This is a genomic window from Nocardia puris, assembly GCF_003315035.1.
In the GTDB taxonomy this organism is placed as follows: Bacteria; Actinomycetota; Actinomycetes; order Mycobacteriales; family Mycobacteriaceae; genus Nocardia; species Nocardia puris.
The window spans coordinates 64,761-83,226 of sequence record NZ_QNRE01000009.1; the positions used below are offsets into that span (position 1 = coordinate 64,761).

Annotated in this window: 19 protein-coding genes and 1 tRNA gene; 12 read left to right on the top strand and 8 right to left on the bottom strand. The window is 69.8% G+C overall.

What is annotated here, in order from left to right; translation table 11 throughout:
• Nucleotides 1-29: 29 nt before the first annotated feature.
• Complete coding sequence (locus tag DFR74_RS21545) at nucleotides 30-914, top strand: LysR family transcriptional regulator ArgP (RefSeq protein ID WP_067513764.1); 885 nt, start codon at nucleotides 30-32, stop codon at nucleotides 912-914.
• Between the two features lie 17 nt (nucleotides 915-931).
• Here DFR74_RS21545 and ppnP read toward each other — a convergent pair whose 3' ends face one another.
• Together ppnP and DFR74_RS21555 are read right to left on the bottom strand one after the other, a co-directional pair.
• On the bottom strand, nucleotides 932-1,243 hold the full coding sequence (gene ppnP, locus DFR74_RS21550; RefSeq protein WP_067513763.1) for a pyrimidine/purine nucleoside phosphorylase: 312 nt from the start codon (nucleotides 1,241-1,243) through the stop codon (nucleotides 932-934).
• A gap of 35 nt (nucleotides 1,244-1,278) precedes the next feature.
• Nucleotides 1,279-1,614: a winged helix-turn-helix transcriptional regulator gene (locus tag DFR74_RS21555; RefSeq protein ID WP_067513762.1), complete on the bottom strand. Its 336-nt coding sequence runs from the start codon at nucleotides 1,612-1,614 to the stop codon at nucleotides 1,279-1,281.
• Between the two features lie 71 nt (nucleotides 1,615-1,685).
• Between DFR74_RS21555 and DFR74_RS21560 the strand changes: the two genes are divergently transcribed.
• The 9 genes from DFR74_RS21560 (at nucleotide 1,686) to DFR74_RS21600 (ending at nucleotide 10,031) form a co-directional block, all read left to right on the top strand.
• Nucleotides 1,686-2,444: an SDR family oxidoreductase gene (locus DFR74_RS21560; protein WP_067513793.1), complete on the top strand. Its 759-nt coding sequence runs from the start codon at nucleotides 1,686-1,688 to the stop codon at nucleotides 2,442-2,444.
• A 165-nt stretch (nucleotides 2,445-2,609) separates the two neighbouring features.
• Nucleotides 2,610-3,206 carry a class I SAM-dependent methyltransferase gene (locus tag DFR74_RS21565; RefSeq protein WP_067513761.1) on the top strand — a complete coding sequence of 199 codons (597 nt, stop codon included), beginning with the start codon at nucleotides 2,610-2,612 and terminating at the stop codon, nucleotides 3,204-3,206.
• 138 nt (nucleotides 3,207-3,344) lie between these two features.
• Complete coding sequence (locus tag DFR74_RS21570; RefSeq protein WP_233444455.1) at nucleotides 3,345-4,904, top strand: ATP-binding protein; 1,560 nt, start codon at nucleotides 3,345-3,347, stop codon at nucleotides 4,902-4,904.
• The gene (locus tag DFR74_RS21575) at nucleotides 4,904-5,344 is read left to right on the top strand and encodes a roadblock/LC7 domain-containing protein (protein ID WP_067514357.1); all 441 of its coding nucleotides are present in this window, start codon (nucleotides 4,904-4,906) and stop codon (nucleotides 5,342-5,344) included. The genes DFR74_RS21570 and DFR74_RS21575 overlap by 1 nt, the downstream gene beginning before the upstream one ends.
• Nucleotides 5,341-5,688, top strand: coding sequence for a DUF742 domain-containing protein (locus tag DFR74_RS21580; RefSeq protein WP_067514355.1), 348 nt, complete (start codon nucleotides 5,341-5,343; stop codon nucleotides 5,686-5,688). The genes DFR74_RS21575 and DFR74_RS21580 overlap by 4 nt, the downstream gene beginning before the upstream one ends.
• Nucleotides 5,669-6,280, top strand: coding sequence for a GTP-binding protein (locus tag DFR74_RS21585; protein ID WP_067514353.1), 612 nt, complete (start codon nucleotides 5,669-5,671; stop codon nucleotides 6,278-6,280). The genes DFR74_RS21580 and DFR74_RS21585 overlap by 20 nt, the downstream gene beginning before the upstream one ends.
• Nucleotides 6,277-7,539 carry a cytochrome P450 family protein gene (locus tag DFR74_RS21590; protein WP_067514351.1) on the top strand — a complete coding sequence of 421 codons (1,263 nt, stop codon included), beginning with the start codon at nucleotides 6,277-6,279 and terminating at the stop codon, nucleotides 7,537-7,539. The genes DFR74_RS21585 and DFR74_RS21590 overlap by 4 nt, the downstream gene beginning before the upstream one ends.
• On the top strand, nucleotides 7,536-8,768 hold the full coding sequence (locus DFR74_RS21595) for a cytochrome P450 family protein (RefSeq protein WP_067514349.1): 1,233 nt from the start codon (nucleotides 7,536-7,538) through the stop codon (nucleotides 8,766-8,768). Before DFR74_RS21590 ends, DFR74_RS21595 begins: the two co-directional genes overlap by 4 nt.
• Before the next feature lie 132 nt (nucleotides 8,769-8,900).
• Nucleotides 8,901-10,031, top strand: coding sequence for an endonuclease/exonuclease/phosphatase family protein (locus DFR74_RS21600; RefSeq protein WP_198161932.1), 1,131 nt, complete (start codon nucleotides 8,901-8,903; stop codon nucleotides 10,029-10,031).
• Here DFR74_RS21600 and DFR74_RS21605 read toward each other — a convergent pair.
• The 4 genes from DFR74_RS21605 to DFR74_RS21625 all read right to left on the bottom strand — a co-directional run bounded on the left by DFR74_RS21605 (nucleotide 10,007) and on the right by DFR74_RS21625 (nucleotide 14,659).
• Nucleotides 10,007-10,621 carry a hypothetical protein gene (locus DFR74_RS21605; RefSeq protein ID WP_147265869.1) on the bottom strand — a complete coding sequence of 205 codons (615 nt, stop codon included), beginning with the start codon at nucleotides 10,619-10,621 and terminating at the stop codon, nucleotides 10,007-10,009. The two genes, DFR74_RS21600 and DFR74_RS21605, sit on opposite strands and share 25 nt — an antisense overlap.
• Nucleotides 10,622-10,912: 291 nt before the next feature.
• Nucleotides 10,913-12,370, bottom strand: coding sequence for an MDR family MFS transporter (locus DFR74_RS21610; RefSeq protein ID WP_113975232.1), 1,458 nt, complete (start codon nucleotides 12,368-12,370; stop codon nucleotides 10,913-10,915).
• A 630-nt stretch (nucleotides 12,371-13,000) separates the two neighbouring features.
• The gene (locus tag DFR74_RS21620) at nucleotides 13,001-13,582 is read right to left on the bottom strand and encodes a dihydrofolate reductase family protein (RefSeq protein ID WP_067514343.1); all 582 of its coding nucleotides are present in this window, start codon (nucleotides 13,580-13,582) and stop codon (nucleotides 13,001-13,003) included.
• Between the two features lie 129 nt (nucleotides 13,583-13,711).
• The gene (locus tag DFR74_RS21625; protein WP_067514345.1) at nucleotides 13,712-14,659 is read right to left on the bottom strand and encodes an RNA polymerase subunit sigma-70; all 948 of its coding nucleotides are present in this window, start codon (nucleotides 14,657-14,659) and stop codon (nucleotides 13,712-13,714) included.
• A gap of 220 nt (nucleotides 14,660-14,879) precedes the next feature.
• On the opposite strand from DFR74_RS21625, the gene DFR74_RS21630 reads away from it, so the two are divergent.
• The gene (locus DFR74_RS21630; RefSeq protein ID WP_067514341.1) at nucleotides 14,880-15,197 is read left to right on the top strand and encodes a hypothetical protein; all 318 of its coding nucleotides are present in this window, start codon (nucleotides 14,880-14,882) and stop codon (nucleotides 15,195-15,197) included.
• A gap of 330 nt (nucleotides 15,198-15,527) precedes the next feature.
• Here DFR74_RS21630 and DFR74_RS21635 read toward each other — a convergent pair.
• A tRNA-Asn gene (locus DFR74_RS21635) sits at nucleotides 15,528-15,600 on the bottom strand.
• 188 nt (nucleotides 15,601-15,788) lie between these two features.
• On the opposite strand from DFR74_RS21635, the gene DFR74_RS21640 reads away from it, so the two are divergent.
• A complete protein-coding gene (locus DFR74_RS21640; protein ID WP_067514339.1) occupies nucleotides 15,789-16,034 on the top strand; it encodes a hypothetical protein in 246 nt (81 codons plus the stop codon).
• Nucleotides 16,035-16,484: 450 nt separating this feature from the next.
• On the opposite strand, the gene dnaG is transcribed toward DFR74_RS21640, so the two are convergent.
• A complete protein-coding gene (dnaG, locus tag DFR74_RS21645) occupies nucleotides 16,485-18,419 on the bottom strand; it encodes a DNA primase (protein WP_067514337.1) in 1,935 nt (644 codons plus the stop codon).
• Between the last annotated feature and the right edge of the window lie 47 nt (nucleotides 18,420-18,466).

Consider the following 18,466-nt stretch of genomic DNA (forward strand, 5'->3'; position numbering starts at 1 on the left):
ATTCTAAAGCATCATTACAATTTCTTGATATGGATCTCCAGCTGGACCAGCTCAGGGCCCTCAACGCGGCGGTCACCGAGGGCACCCTGGACGCGGCGGCGCGACGCCTGCACGTGACGCCCTCGGCGGTGAGCCAGCGCATCAAGGCGCTCGAGGACGCGGCGGGCCGCGTGTTGCTGCTGCGCACGAAACCGGTGCGCCCCACCGAATCCGGGCTCGCCGTGCTCCGCTTGGCGCGACAGGTCGAGCTGCTCGCGGGCGACACGGCGCGCGAACTCGGCGACGCGCACGCCCCGGCGCACGGCCCGATCCGCATCCCGATCGCCGTCAACGCCGACTCGCTGGAAACGTGGGTGCTGTCCGCGCTCCGCGACGCTCCCGCGGGCGTGTGTTTCGAGATCCACCGCGAGGACGAGGAGCACACCACACGCCTGCTGCGCGACGGCACGGTGATGGCGGCCATCACGTCGACGGCGAAACCCGTGCAGGGGTGCAAGGTGAACAGGCTGGGTGCGATGCGCTACCGGCCAATGGCCGAACCGGGCTTCGCGCGGAAGTGGTTCGGCGAGGGGCCGACTTCACGCGCGTATGGGGCGGCTCCGGTGGTGATCTTCGACCGGAAGGACGAGCTTCAGGACCGCCATATGCGTCGGCGCACCCGTCAGCCGATCGACCCGCCACGCCATTACGTGCCGTCCTCGACCGCGTATGGCACGGCCGTGCGGCTCGGGCTCGGATGGGGGATGCTGCCGGACCTACAGACGACGGACGATACGCCCGAGACGCTGGTGCCCATCGACGGTGATTCCCACATCGATGTGCCGCTCTACTGGCAGCAATGGAAGCTGGACTCCCCCGCGTTGAGCGGAGTCGCCGCGGCGATCGCCGCGGCCGCCGCGCGAAGCCTGCGCTGACGGCCGCCGCGTGCCCGTCAGCCGAAGTGGCAGACGTAGTGGACGGTGTCGAGCACCTCGATCTGGAACGAGCTGTCCCCCGGCACCGAGAACGACTCGCCGCCACGGTAGGTGACGGCCTCCGTCTCGCCGGCCAGCGTCACCTTGCACTCACCCTGGACCAGTTCCATGATCTCGGGCGCGCCGGTGGTGAACGTCAGCACGGACGGCAGGATCACGCCCACCGACTTGGCCGTCCCGTCGGCCAGCGTGATGTTGTGGCTCACGCACTTGCCGTCGAAGTACACATTCGCCGTCTTCGCGACACTGACATTCTCGAACTGCGCCATGATCTCTTTCCCGTGGTCGATGAGGGCACGCCAGCCTACTTCAGCAGGTCGGCATGGTTGCGCGACCACTCCCACACCGGCGCCAGCGCCGCGCACAGCGCGGTGCCCGCCGCGGTCAGTGCGTAGGACTTGTCGGCGCGTTTGACGAGCAGTCCGGCGTTCTGGAGGTCCTGCAATCGCACCGACAGCACGCTCGACGAGCACTGCCCCATCCGCCGCCGCAGTTCGAGGAAGCCCAGCGTGCCGGGCTCGAGTTCCCACAGGATGCGCAGCACCCATCGCTGGCCGAGCAACTCGGTGACCGCGAGCACGGGCTCGTCGGCGGCGTCGGCCCGGCCGCGCGACGGTTTGGCGCCCCTTGCGCTTCTCATTTCGAACCACCATAGTGATTCTGAATCAGAAGCACAGCGGCGGGCTCCGTGCCGCGAGCGAGAGGAGAACCGTGGGCACCCAGGACCAGACCCGGCGCGTCGCGCTGGTCACCGGCGCGTCACGAGGCATCGGGGCCGACACCGCGCGGGTGCTCGGCGCGCGGGGCGATCACGTGATCGTGAACTACCGCGAGAAGCGCAAGCGCGCGGAGACGATCGCCGGGGAGATCCGCGCCCACGGCGGCAGCGCGTCGGTGGCGGGGGCCGATGTGTGCGACGAGGCCCAGGTGCGCGCGTTGGTCGCCGAGGTCGGCGCGGAGTTCGGGCGGCTGGATGTGCTGGTGCTCAACGCATCCGGCGGTTTGGAGCGCGGCGCGGCGCCCGACTACGCGATGCGCGTGAACCGGGACGCGCAGGTCGGCCTGGTGCGCGCCGTGCTGCCGCTCCTGCCGCGCGGTGGGCGGATCGTGTTCGTCACGAGCCACCAGGCGCATTTCCACGGGCGCGAACCCGTGCCCGAGGACTACCTGCCGATCGCCGCCAGCAAGCGAGCCGGCGAGGACGCACTGCGTGCGATGATCCCCGAATTCACCGCTCACGGAATCACTTTCACGGTCGTATCCGGCGACATGATCGACGGCACCATCATCGTCCGCCTGCTGGAACGCCGTAACCCGGACGCCGTGACGGACCGGCGCGACCACGGCCCGCTGCCCACCGTGCTGGAGTTCGCCACCGCCGTCGCCGACGCGACCTCCGCCGAAACCGAATCCGGGCACACGGTGTACGTCGGCGGACAGGACTACCTGACCTCGAGTTCGCGAGCGTAGGCCCGTGCCCGGCGACGAGCGAGTAACCGCGGCATACGCGCGCAATGCCGAGTTCTGGATGGACGTCGTTCGCGGCGGTCTGGATCGGTTCCAGACCGAACTGACCGATCCCGCGCTGCTCGAGACGATCGGGGCGTGCGACGGACTGCGCGTGCTGGACGCCGGATGCGGGAAGGTTATCTCACCAGGGCATTGGTCCGCCGGGGCGCGGAGTTCGTGCACGGCGTCGACACGTGCGCCGAATTCGCGGCGGCGGCGCGGAGCCACCCCGAGGCGCACCCGCAGACCAGTGTGTTCCATCTCGCCGATGTGGCCGACCTGCCGGTGGCCGACCGGTCGGTGGACCTGGTGGTGGCGAACCGCCTGCCCCACGGGATCATCGAGCCGGGCAAGCGATTCCGGGAGTTCGCGCGGGTACTGCGCCCATCGGGACGGTTGATCGTGCTCAGCATGCACCCGTGCTTCTACGTCGCGCGCGCCGACCGGAACCGGCCCGAGGCACGGGGTTTCGATCTCGACGCGTACTTCGGCACGCGCACGGTCGAGCAGCCGTTCCAAGTCGCCGGGAAGACCTCGCCCGCAGCGTCGGTGCAGACGTTCTTCAGCCTGGAGGACCACGTGCGGATGCTCACCGACGCCGGGTTCGCCGTCACCGGTCTGCGCGAGCCACGGCCGACCGCCGAACAACGCCGCGATCCGTGGTGGCGGGAGAACTTCCCGCGGCCGCTGTTCCTGCTCCTGGACTGCGTGCGCTTCCGGTAGCCGGGTACTCCCGATCGGGCTATGCTCATCCCGCACAGGGAAGTGCCTGGTGGCCAGCAACTTTCGCGCGAATCCGGGTCGGGGACGGCTGGGGCCGGGCCCCTCCGACGATCGATGCAGCGGGAAGGTTGGGGTTCTGTGCGGGTGCAGGGGGCTGGAGAAGTGCGGGGTGGAGCGACCGCCCGGCGCATCCCCTTTCCGTTCCTGATCGGCGGCGCGCTGGTGACCGTCGCGGCGGTCCTCACGGCCGTGTTCAGCGTTCCCGCCGCGGCGCGCACCGCCGTGGCCGTGGTCCTCGGGGCCGCCGCCGTGGCGCTGTGGGTCGCCACCGCGACCGCCGTGCACTACCGGGCCGCCGCGCTCGCGGCACGCCGGGCGGGGCGGGAGGCGACGGCCGCCGCGTCCGATCGCGTGGCCGCCGTAGGTGATGCGGCGTGGGCGGCCGAATCCCGGGCCGCCGCCGCGATCGCCGAAGCGCGCGCCGCCGCCGACACCGCGCGGGCCGAAGGCGAGGCCAAGGTCGCCGAGGCGCAGACCGCCACGCGGGCGAGCGAGAGCCGCAGGAAGGCCGAGCGCGCCGCGTTCGCGAACATCGCGGGCCGCACCCAGGCCATGACCACCAGCATGCTCGCCGAACTGCGCGAGATGGAGGAGCGCCACTCCGACACCGAGGTGCTGGCCGACCTGCTCCGCCTCGACCACCGCGCCACCCAGGTCGGCCGCCTCGCCGACAGCATCGCCGTGCTCTCGGGCGCGCGGTCCGGACGCCGCTGGGCCAAACCCATTCCCCTGGAACGGATCCTGCGCGGGGCGATGGGCCGGGTCGCCGACTACACGCGCATCCGGCTGCGCGCGGGCGTCGAGATCGCGGTCATCGGCCCCGCCGCCGAGGGCGTGATGCACCTGCTCGCCGAGTTGATGGACAACGCGTGCCGGTTCTCCCCGCCCACCACCGAGGTGCACGTGTACGCCTCCGATATCCCGGCGGGCGTGCTGGTGACCATCGAGGACAGCGGACTGGTGATGAGCGACGCCGCGCTGCGCTACGCCACCCGCATGGTCGGCGAACCCGACTCCGGCGCGGGCCCGCCCGACCTCTCGTCGGTGCGCGGGACGAAACTCGGGCTGGCCGTGGTGGGACACCTGGCCGCGAAACACAAACTGCGCGTGTCGTTCCGGCCGTCGGCGCTGGGCGGCACGGCCGCCGTGGTGGTCATCCCGAGGGAGATCACCACGCGCACTCCGGTCACGCGGCCCACTCCCCCGGCACCGGACAGCGCTCCGGTCGCGGCGGTGCCCGACAGCGTTCCGATCGCTTCGGTGCCCGAGGCGTCCGCCGAGCGGTCGCTGCCGAAGCGTCGCCGGGGCAGCGCCTTCGCCGCCGCCCACCCGGGCGGTTTCGCGGAACCGGTCCGCACCAACTCGCCCGAGCCGGTGCGGTCCAGCGCGCCCACCGAGGCGCCGGCGAGCTCCGACACCGACCGACCGGCAAATGCTCTCGCGAAACCGGTCCGCACGAACTCGTCCGAACCCGTGCGAGCCAGCGGGCCCACGGACGCACCGGCGATCCCCGACACCAACCGAACAGCAAGCGGCGCAACAGCACCCGCCCGCCCCGAACCCGGTTCGCTCGGCGCGTTCCAGCGGGCCGTGAACGCCCGCAGTACCTCGAATCCCCCAGCCGTGGAGACTGATTGATGACTTCGACCGATCCGGCCCGGTTGAGCTGGCTGCTGCTCGGACTCCTGGAACGCACCGCGGGCGCGCGGCACGCGGTGCTGGTCGCCGCCGACGGCCTGCCCGTCTGTCACGCCTCCCACCCCCGGCTCACCGACGCCGAACGCCTCGGCGTCGACGCAGTCGACCGGCTCGCCGCCGTCGCCGCCGGATTCCAGGGGCTGGCGATCGCGGTGTCCGCCGAACACGGTGACGGCCGCGCGGGCGTGCGCCGTTCGATGACCGAATACGGCGGCGGCATCCTGTTTCTCATCGAGGCCGGCGCGGGCGCGCACCTGGCCGTGCTCGCCGAGGAGGACGCCGACGCCGGGGTGGTCGGCTTCCACCTGGCCGAACTCGTCGACCAGCTCGCCGACCACCTGACCGCCGCGCCGCGCTCGCCCGGAGTGGGTGTGCCATGAGCAGGCCGGGGCGTGACGACGAGCCCGACCGGCTCTACACGCTGACCGGGGGCCGCAGCAGGCCGGGCACGGATGTGTTCGATCTCGTCACGCTCGTCGTCACGCAGTCCGCCCCGGTGCCCGGGATGTCGTCGGAGGACACCGCGATCCTGCGGATGTGCGCGACACCCACCTCGGTGGCCGAGATCGCCGCGGCGCTACGCCTGCCCGTCCACATCGTCGTCATCCTGCTCTCGGACCTGCTCGACGCGCGCAAGATCATCGCCCGGCACCCCCGCGTACACGGAACCGTGACGGACAAGGCCCTGCTGGAGAAGGTGCTCGGTGGACTCCGCACGCTCTGAGATCGCCCCCGCCCCACTCGCCGCCACCGCGAGCAATGGGCTGAAGATCGTGGTGGTCGGCGGTTTCGGCGTCGGGAAGACCACCCTGGTGGGCGCGGTCAGCGAGATCCGCCCGCTCGACACCGAGGCCACGCTCACCGAGGCCGGCCTCGGCGTGGACGACCTCGGCGGCGTCCCCGGAAAGCGCACCACCACGGTGGCTTTCGACTTCGGGCGCATCACCATCGACGCCGAGCACGTCCTCTACCTGTTCGGCGCGCCGGGGCAGCCGCGGTTCTTCTTCCTGTGGGACCAGCTGTTCCGCGGCGCGCTCGGCGCGATCGTCCTCGTGGACCCCGGCCGGATCACCGACTGCTTCTACGCGGTGGACCGTCTCGAACATTTCGGCACGCCGTTCGTGGTGGCCCGCAACGCCTTTCCCGGTGGTGATCATCCGCTCGATGCCGTCCGCGAAGCGCTGGACCTGCCCGCGCACGTTCCGCTGGTGGACTGCGACGCGCGCGACCGCGCCTCGGTCAAGCGGGTCCTGATCACCCTCGTCGAGCACCTGTCCGCGCGCGAGCCCGCCTTCACCGCACCGGAGACCGCATGACCACGCCCCACGCCGCGACCGGCTGCCCGGTGCACCGAGGCGACCCGATTCCCTTGAGCGGCCCTCGCTTTCACAACTACGACCCGCGCCAGCTCTATCGCGAACTGCGCCGCGACCACGGCGCCGTGGTGCCGGTGGAACTGCCCGGCGGCGTCCCGGCCTGGCTCGTGATCGGTTACCAGGAACTGCATTACGTGACCAGCGACGCGGAACTGTTCACTCGCGACCGCACGCTGTGGAACCAGCTCGGCACGGTCCCCGAGGACTGGCCGCTGTGGCCGATGGTGGGGCGGCCCATTCCGTCGATCTATTTCACGGCGGGCGCGGAGCACCGCAGGCACGCCGGGCTGGTCGACGCGGCGCTGGAGGCGGAGGACCCGTATGTCCTCGGGGAGCGGTGCGAACAGATCGCCGATGAGCTGATCGACGGGTTCTGCGGGCGCGGGGAGGCCGATATCGTCACCGCGTTCGCCGAACCGCTGCCGGTGCTGGCGCTGGCCTCGGTCCTCGGCTTCCCCGACGAGGACGGGCCCGCGCTGGCGCACACCATGAAGGCCCTCGCCGACGGCGGCGCCGAGGCCCAGGCCGCCTACGCGAGCTACTACGGACACATGAGCAAGCTGCTGGGGGCGAAGAAGTCCGCGCCCGGCGACGATCTGGTGTCGCGGCTGCTCGCCCACCCGGAGCCGTTCACCGACGAGGAGTACGTGCTCGATCTGATGGCGATCTGCGCCGCCGGGCACCTGCCGACCGCCGACTGGATCGGCAACACGGTGCGGCTGATGCTCACCGACGACCGCTTCGCCGCCTCGCTCGGCGGCGCGCGCCACAGCATCGGCCAGGCCATGACCGAGGTGCTGTGGGAGGACACGCCCACCCAGATCCTGGCGGGCCGCTGGGTCGCCCACGACACCGAACTCGGCGGCAGGCACCTGCGCGCGGGCGATATGCTGCTGCTCGGCCTGGCCGGCGCGAACGCCGACCCGCACATCCGGCACGAGACCGCGGGCCCCGCGCACAGCGGCAACAGCGCCCACTTCTCCTACAGCTACGGCGAATACCGCTGCCCGTTCGCCGCGCAGCAGCTGTCGGAGGTGATCGCGGGCACCGGCATCCAAGTGCTGCTGGACCGGCTGCCCGATCTGGACCTGGCGGTGCCCGCCGACCGGCTGATCCGCAGGCCCTCGGCGTTCCTGCGCGGAATGACTTCTCTCCCCGTCCGATTCACCCCAGCCCGCGCCGTCGGAGGCAGATCATGACCCGAGAACTCACCACCATCGACCCCCTCGTCATCGACCCGATGATGGCCGATCTGGCCGGCGAGACCGACTTCCTGCGCGCCAACGGCCCGCTCACCCGCATCGACCTGCTCGGCGTGCCGGCGTGGAGCGTCACCGATCACGCGGTGGCGCGACGGCTGCTGGTGGACGCCCGGCTGGTCAAGGACATCGGCGCGTGGTCGCTGTGGACGTCGGGGGTGGTGACCCGGCAGTGGCCGTTGATCGGGATGATCGACGCCGGACGGTCGATGTTCACCGTAGACGGCGTGGAGCATCGGCGGTTGCGCGCCAAGACCAATCAGGCCTTGAACCCGCGCCGGCTCGACGCCATCCGGCCGGGCGTCGAACGCTTCACCGAGGAACTACTCGACGATCTCGAGGAGGCGGGCCGCGACGGCGCGCCCGTCGACCTGAAATCGGTCTTCGCGTACCCGCTGCCGATGCGCGTGGTGAGCGAGCTGATGGGCGTGGATCGCGCCGACCACCCGATGCTGCTGGACCGGTACAAGGCGTTCTTCTCGGTGCTGACCCCGCAGGACGAGCGGCTGAAGGTGATCGACGATCTCGACGCCTACTACACGGCGCTGGTGCGGGCGAAGACCGCGCACCGCACCGACGACCTCACCTCCGATTTCATCTTCGCGACCGACGGTGGCGAGCCGCTGACCGAGGAGGAGGCGGTCGGCAATCTGAAAGCCCTGGTGGCGGCCGGGCACGAGACGACGGTGAGCCTCATCCTCAACACCGTGCGCGCGCTGCTGGCCCACCCCGAGCAGTTGGCGCTCATCCGCGCCGGCGAGTACGAGTGGAAGGACGCCGTCGAGGAGACGCTGCGCTGGAATGGCCCGGTCACCCATCTGCTGATGCGCTTCGCCACCGAAGACATCACCTTGGGCGACAGCGTGATTCGCCAGGGCGACGGCGTGGTGATGTCCTACCGCGCGATCGGCCGCGACGCCACCGTGCACGGCGAGGACGCCGACGCCTTCGACATCACCCGGGCCACCGCCAACCGCCACCTCACCTTCGGCTACGGCCCGCACATCTGCCCCGGCGCCGCGCTCTCGCGCCTCGAAGCCGCCATCGCCCTGCCCGCGCTCTTCACCCGCTTCCCCGCCCTGCGCCTGGCGGTCCCGGACGCGGAGCTCCAGAACCTGCCGGTGCTCACCCAGAACGACCTGGCCGTCTTCCCGGTGTACCTGACCTGACCGGAAAGCTCTCGGGCGACGGCTCCCACCCCGCACCGAGGTTGTCGACGGGGGTTCACACGGCATTCGCCGCAAGGCCGCCGAAACCGGGTAGTTAGCGGCGCACCATGGGAGGGAGGTGAGGAGGCCGCGATGGAGCTGCGGATCGGGACATTCAACGTCGAGAACCTCTTCGACCGGCCCCGGGCGATGGGCCGCGAACCGAACCCCGAGGTGCTGGCGGCACACGCGCGGTTCGGGGCCGCGATCGCGGAGGTCGAGTACGCCGAGCGGGTGCGGCGCGAGATCCTGGAATGCCTGGAGATCCTCGGACTGCTGCGCTCGGACAGCGCGGCGTACGCGCGATTGCGGCAGGTGCGCGGGCGGTTGATCCGGCGACCGCGCACTGGTGACCCGGAGATCGTGGCGCGAGGCCGGTCGGACTGGGTCGGGTGGGCCGAGCTGACCGACGAGCGCGTCGACGAACTCGCCATCACCCACCTGGGCCAGGTGATCCGCGAGGTGGGCGCGCACATCCTGGCGCTGGTGGAGGCCGAGAACCGCATCGTGGCCAAACAATTCACCGACGCGGAGCTGTGCGATGTGGAGGGCGAGCCGCTGTATCCGCACGTCATGGTGATCGACGGCAACGACGAGCGCGGCATCGATGTGGGCGTGATCAGTCGCGGCGGCTGGCCGGTGCGCTCCATCCGCTCGCACGTGGACGATCTCGGCCCCGACGGGCGGCGGATCTTCTCCCGCGACTGCCCGGTGTTCACCTACGACTTCCCGGCCGGGACGGCGCTCGAAGGGCAGCGGTTGCACGTGCTCGCCAACCATTTCAAATCGAAAGGCTATGGCCGCCAAGCCGACAACGACCGCACGCGCACCCGTCAAGCCACTCGCGTCGCCGAGATCTACCGCGAATTGCGCGATGCCGGAGAGGATTTCGTGGTCGTCGCGGGCGATCTGAACGACACGCCGCAACGTCCGCCGCTGGCGCCGCTGCTCACCGGCACCGATCTGCGCGAGATCGCCACGCTCGACGGCTTCGACGACGGCGGCCGCCCCGGCACCTACGGCAACGGCACCAAGAGCCAGAAGATCGACTATCTGCTGCTCTCACCGGCGCTCGCCGAACGCACCACGGGCGGCGCGATCTTCCGCGAGGGCGTGTGGGGCGGGCGCAACGGGACGCTCTTCCCGCACTTTCCCACCATGACCGCGCCGGAGCACGCGGCCAGCGACCACGCCGCGCTCTACGCCGATATCGACGTGGGCTGATTCCAGTCGAGCAGCCGGTGGCCGGTGTGGCGGGCGACCCAGTCGGCGACTACGGACAGGTCACGCGGGATGAGACCGAGGTTCGGCCGCGGAGTGAACGCGGTGGTGAGGCCCCGCGTTCTGGTGCGCGCCCAGCGCCGCGCGAACACGCCGACCAGGATGCTGTCGTCGGTCCACAGGACCGGAACGTCTTCGCCCACCGTCGCTTTCGCGCATTCGATCTTCCACTGCACCGACAGGTCACCGACCGCCGGATCCAGCGTCGCCGCGACGGCGGGCGGCAGACATGACTCGTCGATCCAGGGCAGTTCCGGCAGGCCCGGGATGATCTCGGGCAGCATCCGCGTGTGCTCGCGCCACGTGGTCAGCCAGCGCACGTCCACGCCCGCGTCGACGGCCCGCGCGATCACCGACACCACGGTGGGCGACCACAGCAGCGGATACACCACCGGCTTGCCGGAACGCTTGGTCTCGCTGGGCATCTCGACCCGCGCGCTGCGCCACTCGCGGTAGCCGACCGTCTTCGGCGGGCGCCTGCTCAGCGCGTTCACCACACCGTCGAAGTCCAACAGCCACACCGGATTCCGCATGAAGACCACCTCTCGCGCGCGACCATCCGGGTCGGCGGCGGCACTGCCGGGCACGACCCCGCGGCGCCCAACCCCGGCGGCCGCGCGGCCGGGCCGAACCCGTGTCGCCGTCGACACGCTCCGAACGCGGCGCCGCCAGATCGGGGAGAACACCCACCGACAAGTGTGCCATCTCCCCGAACGGCCGACAGGATTCCGAAAGCGTTGGTTCATCCCAGGTTTCCCGTCGGAGGTTTTCGCGCCGAGGGTCCCCCGAACCGAACGAAACGGCCGATTCAGCGAACAGGACAGTCAGCCCTTGACGAGCACCGGCTCGGCGTCCTCGGCGACTTCGTCCGGAGCGGGCGCGCGGTTCGGCAGGAAGACGGCCAGCACGATCACGGCCAGCGCCAGCGCCGCCGAGACCAGGAAGGCCAGCCGCGCGCCGTCCAGGCCCGCCTCGAGCGGGTCGGTACCGCCGTCGATCAACGCGGTGCTGCGCGCCGACATCACGGTGACCACGAGCGCGGTGCCGAACGCCGCGGCGACCTGCTGCAGGGTGCCCAGGATGGAGCTGCCGTGCGAGTACAGATGCTGCGGGAGCGCGCCGAGGCCCAGGGTGAACACGGGCGTGAAGATCGCGGCCAGCGACATCATCAGCACGATGTGCAGCACCAGCAACTGCCAGTACGGCATCGTCAGCGAGATCTGGGTGAAGCCGGCCATCGACACCGCGATGCCGACGGCGCCGGGGATCACCAGCGGGCGCCCGCCGAACCGGTCGAACAGCCGTCCGATGGTGGGGCCGAGCAGACCCATGGCCAGGCCGCCCGGCATGACGAGCAGGCCGGTTTCCAGCGGGCTGAGATCACGCATGTTCTGCAGATACAGCGGCAGCAGCATCATCGAGCCGAGCATCGCCATGAACGCCATCGCCATCAGCGCCAGCGCCTTGGTGTAGGTGCCCGAGCGCAGCGTGCGCAGGTCCAGCAGCGGCGTGCCGGTGCGCTGCAGGCTCAACTGGCGGACCACGAAGGCGGCGATGAGCGCCGCGCCGGCGGCCACGATCAGCACGGGCTCGGCGGAGAGGCCGCCCTCGAAGCGGCTCAGGCCGAACACCAGACCGCCGAAGCCGAGTGCGGCCAGGACCACGCTGAGCATGTCGATCGCGCCGGCTTCCGGTTCTCCGACGTTCTCCAGGTGCCGCAGCCCCGACCAGGTGATCGCACCCGCGATGGGCAGCACCAGCACGAAAAGCCATCGCCACGAACCGGCTTGGAGCACGGCGCCGGAGATCACGGGGCCCATGGCGGGCGCGACCGAGATCGCCAGCGTGACGTTGCCCATCACGCGGCCGCGGTCGTGCTCGGGCACCACCGTCATGAGCGTGGTCATCAGCAGCGGCATCATCACCGCCGTGCCGACGGCCTGGACGATCCGGCCCGCGAGCAGCACCTCGAAGGTCGGTGCCACGGCCGACAGCGCCGTGCCCGCGAGGAACACACCCATCGCCACGGTGTAGGCGCTGCGCGTGGTCACGCGTTGCAGGAACCAGCCGGTGGTCGGGATGACCGCCGCCATGGTGAGCATGAACGCGGTCGACACCCACTGCGCCGCCACCTCGGTGACGTCCAGATCGTGCATGAGCCGCGGGATCGCGTTGATCATGATGGTCTCGTTCAGGATCACCACGAACGTGGCGAGCACGAGCACCCGGACGACGGTCGGCGTCCGGCCCGCCGATGCGGGGGCGAGGGATTCGGCGGGCATCGATTTACCTTCCGGAGCATGAACAATGACGACACCCGCCGCGAGCACAACCGTCGCGTCTCGGGTCACGGATGTTGAGACGGGGCTGCTTGCTCGAACTCATCGGGCGTCGGCAAGTATTCCGCCGGGCACCGACAGGAAGCACCTGATTTTCCGGCGCCAACGGACTTACTTCCGGATGGAAACCACCGGTCGGGGCGATATTCGGCAGGCGGCGCCCCTCCACAGTGATGATGGTCACTGTCCGGTCGCGACGGGCGCCGCCGACCGAGGTGGTGTGGCCGATGGAGAAGCACCGGGCTCGGCGCATCTCGAACTCGTCTTCGGCGTTACCCGTCTGCACCCCGAAGGTGCATGGTCGGGCGATGCTGTCCGAGTGGTCCAAGCAGCAGCTGGGTGGGAGGCTGTCCCGCGAGACCGACGGTAAAGGTTCGCGCCGCCACCATCGGCGCGTTCATCGAGTTCTCGGGTCTGTATCCCTGGGCATGGACTGCCGCGATGATGGACAAGTGGAGCGCGCATTCGGTCGGCGAACGGTCTGGCGAAGTCGGCGATCCGGCAGGAGCAGGGTGCGGTCCGGGCTTTCTGCGCCACTGGGCTCGGGCCGAGCCCAGTGGCGCAGCTTGGCGATCACGTCGACGTGACCACCCCGTACCGTATGTGCAGCGCCGTCGGGGTGTTGATCACCTCCAGCGGCTCCAACGGGAGCTGCGCCGCCGGGACGCCGTCGAACAGTCTTGTGCCGGCGCCGAGCAGCACGGGAACCACGTGCAAGGAGACCTCGTCGACCAGGCCGGCAGCCAGGAACTGCTGGATCAGGTGGGCCCCGCCCATCACACAGACGGTGTGATCACCCGCCGTGTCCCGGGCCTGATCGAGCGCGGCGTTGATGCCACCGGTGACGAACCGGTAGACACCGTTCTCTGGCGAGTCGGCCGGCGCCGCATGGGTCACCACGAAGGTGGGGCGCCGCGCCGGACCGCTCGGGCCGTCGGCACCCCACCAGTGGACCGAGTCGTCATAGGTCCGCCGGCCTGCGATCACCGCACCCAGTCCCACCACCATCCTTCCCAGCAGGGCCTGACCGTCCTCACTGCCCATCCAGTTGTGCAGCTGGTCCCCGCCTTGTCCCATCGGCGCGTCGGCCGTACGGCCGGGCCCTGCGATGTAGCCGTCCAGCGAGACGCTGATGTCGAACGCGACCTTGCCCATGATGATCTCCTCGTCGATGCCGCCCGGGTCGTTCCCGGTCGGTTCATGAGGTACAACGACATCCCGATCGCGAACTCATCGGTCCGGATATTCGTACAAGGTGCCGAGCCGGCAGTCTGCGTCATCCGGTCACAGCTCGATGGGCAGTCCGAGCCAGTCGAAGACAGGGCGTTCGAACGTGGTGATCTCCGCGATCAGGCCACCCTGGAACCGCAAGACGTCGAGCTTGAAGGCTCGGTAGGAGTTGTCGCCGGTGGCCCGCCGATAGCAGGCGGCGGCCGGCATCCGATTGACGACGGTCGGCCGTACCTTCCAATCGCCCAGGCCTTCCGGGCCGAAGGCCAGCTCGTGCAAGGGCGCCAGGGAGTCCCACCCGATGAAGCAGACCGGCTGCGGGGGCATGGTGATGCGGATGTCGTCGCGGACCAGAGCCGCCATGGCGGTCGGCTGGGGATTCTCGTGCAGGTCCACGTACCGCCGTAGCAGCTCGTTCTCCTCCGCGCTGAGCTCGGTGCGCCTGCCGTCGGAGTCGGTCGACCGGCGGCTCTGCATGGTACGGCGAGCCCGTTGCAAGGCACTGTTGACCGCGGGGACCGAGGTGTCCAGGGCCTGCGCCGTCTCGGCCGCGGACCAGCCGATCACCTCGCGCAGCACCAGGGCCGCCCGCTGCTGCGCCGGCAGCAGTTGCAGGGCGGCGATGAACGCCAGCTCGATCGTTTCCCGGGCCACCACGATCTCCTCCGGCTGCCGCTCCGAAGGCGACACCTGGTCCAGCAGGTGGTCCGGATAGGGCTGCAGCCACGGCACCTCGGCGAACGACTCCATCGCCGAGACACGCCGGCGCCGGCGCAGCACATCGAGGCATGCGTTGGTGGCGATCCGATACAGCCAGGCCCGGGCGTTGTCGCCGCGATTGAAGGTGTCCCGCTTCGACCAGGCCCGCAGGAACGTCTCCTGGATCAGGTCCTCGGCCTCGTCGAACGAGCCGAGCATCCGATAGCAGTGCACGTGCAGTTCCCGCCGGTGCCTCTCGACGATCGTCTCGAAGCCTGCCTCATTGTCCCACCCGTCGCCCATCCGAGGATTCTGCATCAGTCGGGATCGGGAGTAGCAATGGCCCCGCCATGCGGTGATGATCAACGGTTCCGGGTGGATCGGCACGATCACGCTGATTCGATGAACTGGTCGACGATCTCGGCCAGACGCAGTAGCGGGTCTTGCTGGACGAAGTGGCTGGCATCGGGGATGGTGGCATGCGGATGTCCCGCCCCGCCGGGGATGCGCGATCCGGCTGATCATGGAGAACAAACCCGTGGACGCGTGCTTCGCCGGCGACAGCGACGAGGCGAAGGCGCGTTACCAACAGACCGCGACTGTTGCCGCGACGATGAGCAGGGCGGTGGTGTGCGGGACGGCTTGGGTGACGTTGCCGATTCGCTTGCCCAATTCGTCGTTGGGCGGTGTGCGCGAAGCGCTGGACCTGCCCGACGACTTCGTCCCCTACTCCTTCCGGAAACCCTACTCCTTCCGGAAACTCATCGCGCTGCTGCTCGACGACGCCAATCGTCGGCCCGCGTCACCGCCGACGTCTTGCAGCACGCCGATCCCGCGATGACCCAACGCAAATACATGCGGCGCGGCAAAGCCCATCACGAGGCAGCCGAGGTGATCCACCGCGCCGTGCGCAAGCGCCGCGACGACCGGCCCGACTGAGCCGTCGTGCCCCCGGCACCGGACCGCCCGACCGCCAGTCCGGAATTCGGCGGTGCGAGGCACCACCCAGCCGTCCGCGCGGGCGGTGACCCGCCGAGACCACGGTCCCCACGCGATACGACCGACCACGACGCGATGCGACTTAACGACGACTTTTCTACATTTTTGCGCCCGATCGGGACCAGCGAACTCTGACCCGCCTCGCGTTCCCGCAGGTCAGAGGGCTATGATGCTCCCCCATCTGGACTCGAACCAGAAACCTGCCGATTAACAGTCGGCTGCTCTGCCAATTGAGCTATAGGGGACTATCCTGGTGGCTTCGCCCTTGCCGGGCTGACCGAGGAGAAACTCTAGCCTATCGGTGGTCGGGTTCCCAAATCGTGCCTCTAGCTGGGGGGATGTGGGGGCGACGTTGGGCGATCCGGATCGACAGGGGGACCCCGTGTCGGGCAGGATGGTACCCGCGCACTGGCGATTGGGAGGAGCTCGAGGAATGCTGCGGTTGATCATCGGCGTCGCGGCCGGTTACGTGCTCGGCAGTAAGGCCGGGCGGGCTCGCTACGAACAGATCTCGTCGGCGACGCGCGCGGTCACCACGAGCCCGGTGACCCGCAAGCTGGTGCAGGTCGGCCGCCAGAAGCTGTCCGACAAACTCAGCACCCGCCCCCAGCTCGAGCCGATGGAGCCCATCGACGAGCGCACCACCGTGATGGTCCCCCACGACCAACTCCGCCGCTGAGGGCGCGCTCCGCCTGGGTATCGAGACTGACGGCAACAGCCCGCGCCTCGGCATGCGGTACCCAGGCTCGCGCCGCGTCCCCTGAACCCCGAACCGCCGGCAGACCACCCGACACGACTGGCGGCCCGGCTGGAACCTCATCGCTACCCGCGCGTCTCGGCCGCGCCTCGTTGAAGTGGCCCGGACGAGCAGCGGACTGGTGATCGGCAGGTTTGTGGTTCGAGTCCGGATTCGGGCACCAGAAGCTCCATGCCGATCGAGTGCCTCCGCCCCGGTATGCGGTCGGCTGTGGAGCTCCTCCGAACACCCCACCCCCCGAGGCGTTCGGCAATCAGGTGTTCGGGATCGAGGGGTTCTTCTCGAGCGATCCAGAGGCCGCGAAACCCCATCTGGAACGGTTCTTCGCCGACGTGGTCCCGGTGGTCCGCGCCGAAGCGCGGACCGCTGCGCTCACACCGTGGTGAAGTCGTCGTAGTTGCCCATGGCCTGGGTCAGCAGGCTCTTGCGGTACTGCTCGAGCGCGACCAGGTCGCCGAACAGCGCCATGTAGGCGTCGGTCTGCTCGGTCGAGGAGAGGCGCTGGAGTTTGGATTTGAGTTCGGCGACCTGGCGGCCCACCCACGCCTCCTGCGCGCGGGCGAGCACGCCGGTGACGAAGCGGGGGATGTCGTCGGCGGACTTCACGGGCAGCGGTTCGCCGGCCAGTTCGGAGACCATCGCGCGCAGGGTGAGGTCGTCGGAGGCGTCGGCGACGGCGTTGACCCACTCTGCCCCGCCGAGCCCGCTGGACGTGCCGCCCGCCTCGGCGATCATCGTGCGCACCGCGACATAGGCGGGGTGGGTGAAGGCGTCCACCTCGAGCGAGTCGAACACGGTGCCCGCGATCGCGGGGTATTGCAGTGCGGCGCACAGGGCTTGGCGCTGCGGCAGCAGCACGGGGTCCTTCGGGTTGGGCCGCGTGGCGGGCGGGGCGGGCGGCTGCCCGGCGCGCGCCTTGGCTTCCGCGCGCGCGACGCCCGCGGGGGAACCCTCGCGGCGGTGCTTGCGCGCCTCCTCGTCCACCCGGCGGTGCACCTGGCCGACGTCGAGCCAACCGGTGCGGTCGGCCAGCTGCGTGGCATAACGCTTACGGACGCCGTGATCCTTGATCTGGGCGACGATCGGCACCGCCCAGCGCAGCACCTCCACCTGCATGGCGGGGCTGAGGTCACCGTTGGCGTCCTCGCGCTTCTCGATCTCCATACGCAGGAAGAACTCGAACAGCGGCTCACGCCGGGCGACCAGGTCGCGCAGTGCGGCGTCACCTTGGCGCTGGCGCAGTTCGCACGGATCCTGGCCGTCGGGAGTGACGACGACGAAGGTCTGACCGGAGATCTTCTGGTCCTCCACAAAGGCTTTCAGCGCCGCCGCCTGGCCCGCCGCGTCGCCGTCGAAGGTGTAGATGATCTCGCCGCGCCAGAAGTTGTCGTCCATCAGCAGGCGGCGCAGGATCGCCATGTGCTCGTCGCCGAATGCCGTACCGCACGCGGCGACAGCGGTTTTCACGCCCGCCAGGTGCATGGCCATGACGTCGGTGTAGCCCTCGACGACCACGGCCTGGTGGCTCTTGGCGATCTCGCGTTTGGCGTGGTCGAGGCCGAACAGCACCTGAGACTTCTTGTACAGCATGGTTTCCGGCGTGTTGATGTACTTGCCGGGCATGGTGTCGTCGTCGAACAGTTTGCGCGCGCCGAAGCCGATGACCTCGCCGCCGAGATTGCGGATCGGCCACAGCAGCCTGCGGTGGAAGCGGTCGATGGGCCCGCGCCTGCCCTGGCGCGACAGACCGGCCGCCTCGAGTTCCTTGAACTCGAATCCCTTGCGCAGCAGGTGTTTGGTGAGGGTGTCCCAGCCGTCGGGGGCGTAGCCGCAGCCGAACTGACGAGCGGCCTCGCCGTCGAAGTTTCGCTCGGTGAGGTACTTGCGGGCGGCCTCGGCCTCGGGTTCGCGCAACTGCGCCATGTAGAACTCGTGGGCGGCCGCGTTGGCGGCGACGAGGCGGGCGCGGGTGCCGCGATCGCGCTGCACCGAGGTGCCGCCGCCCTCGTAGTTGATCTGGTAGCCGATGCGGTCGGCCATCTGCTCGACGGCCTCCACGAAACCGATGTGCTCGATCTTCTGGAGGAACTTGTAGACGTCGCCGCCCTCACCGCAGCCGAAGCAGTGGAACAGGCCGTGGTTGGGCCGCACGTGGAACGACGGCGACTTCTCGTCGTGGAACGGGCACAGGCCCTTCATGGAATCCGCGCCCGCCCGCTTCAGGGCGACGTACTCCCCCACCACATCCTCGATCCGGACTCGGTCGCGTATCGCCGCGATATCGCGATCTGGGAGTCGTCCGGCCACGGGTCGAGTCTAGCGCCGTCACCGCCGGTCCGGTCCGCCGGGCGAAC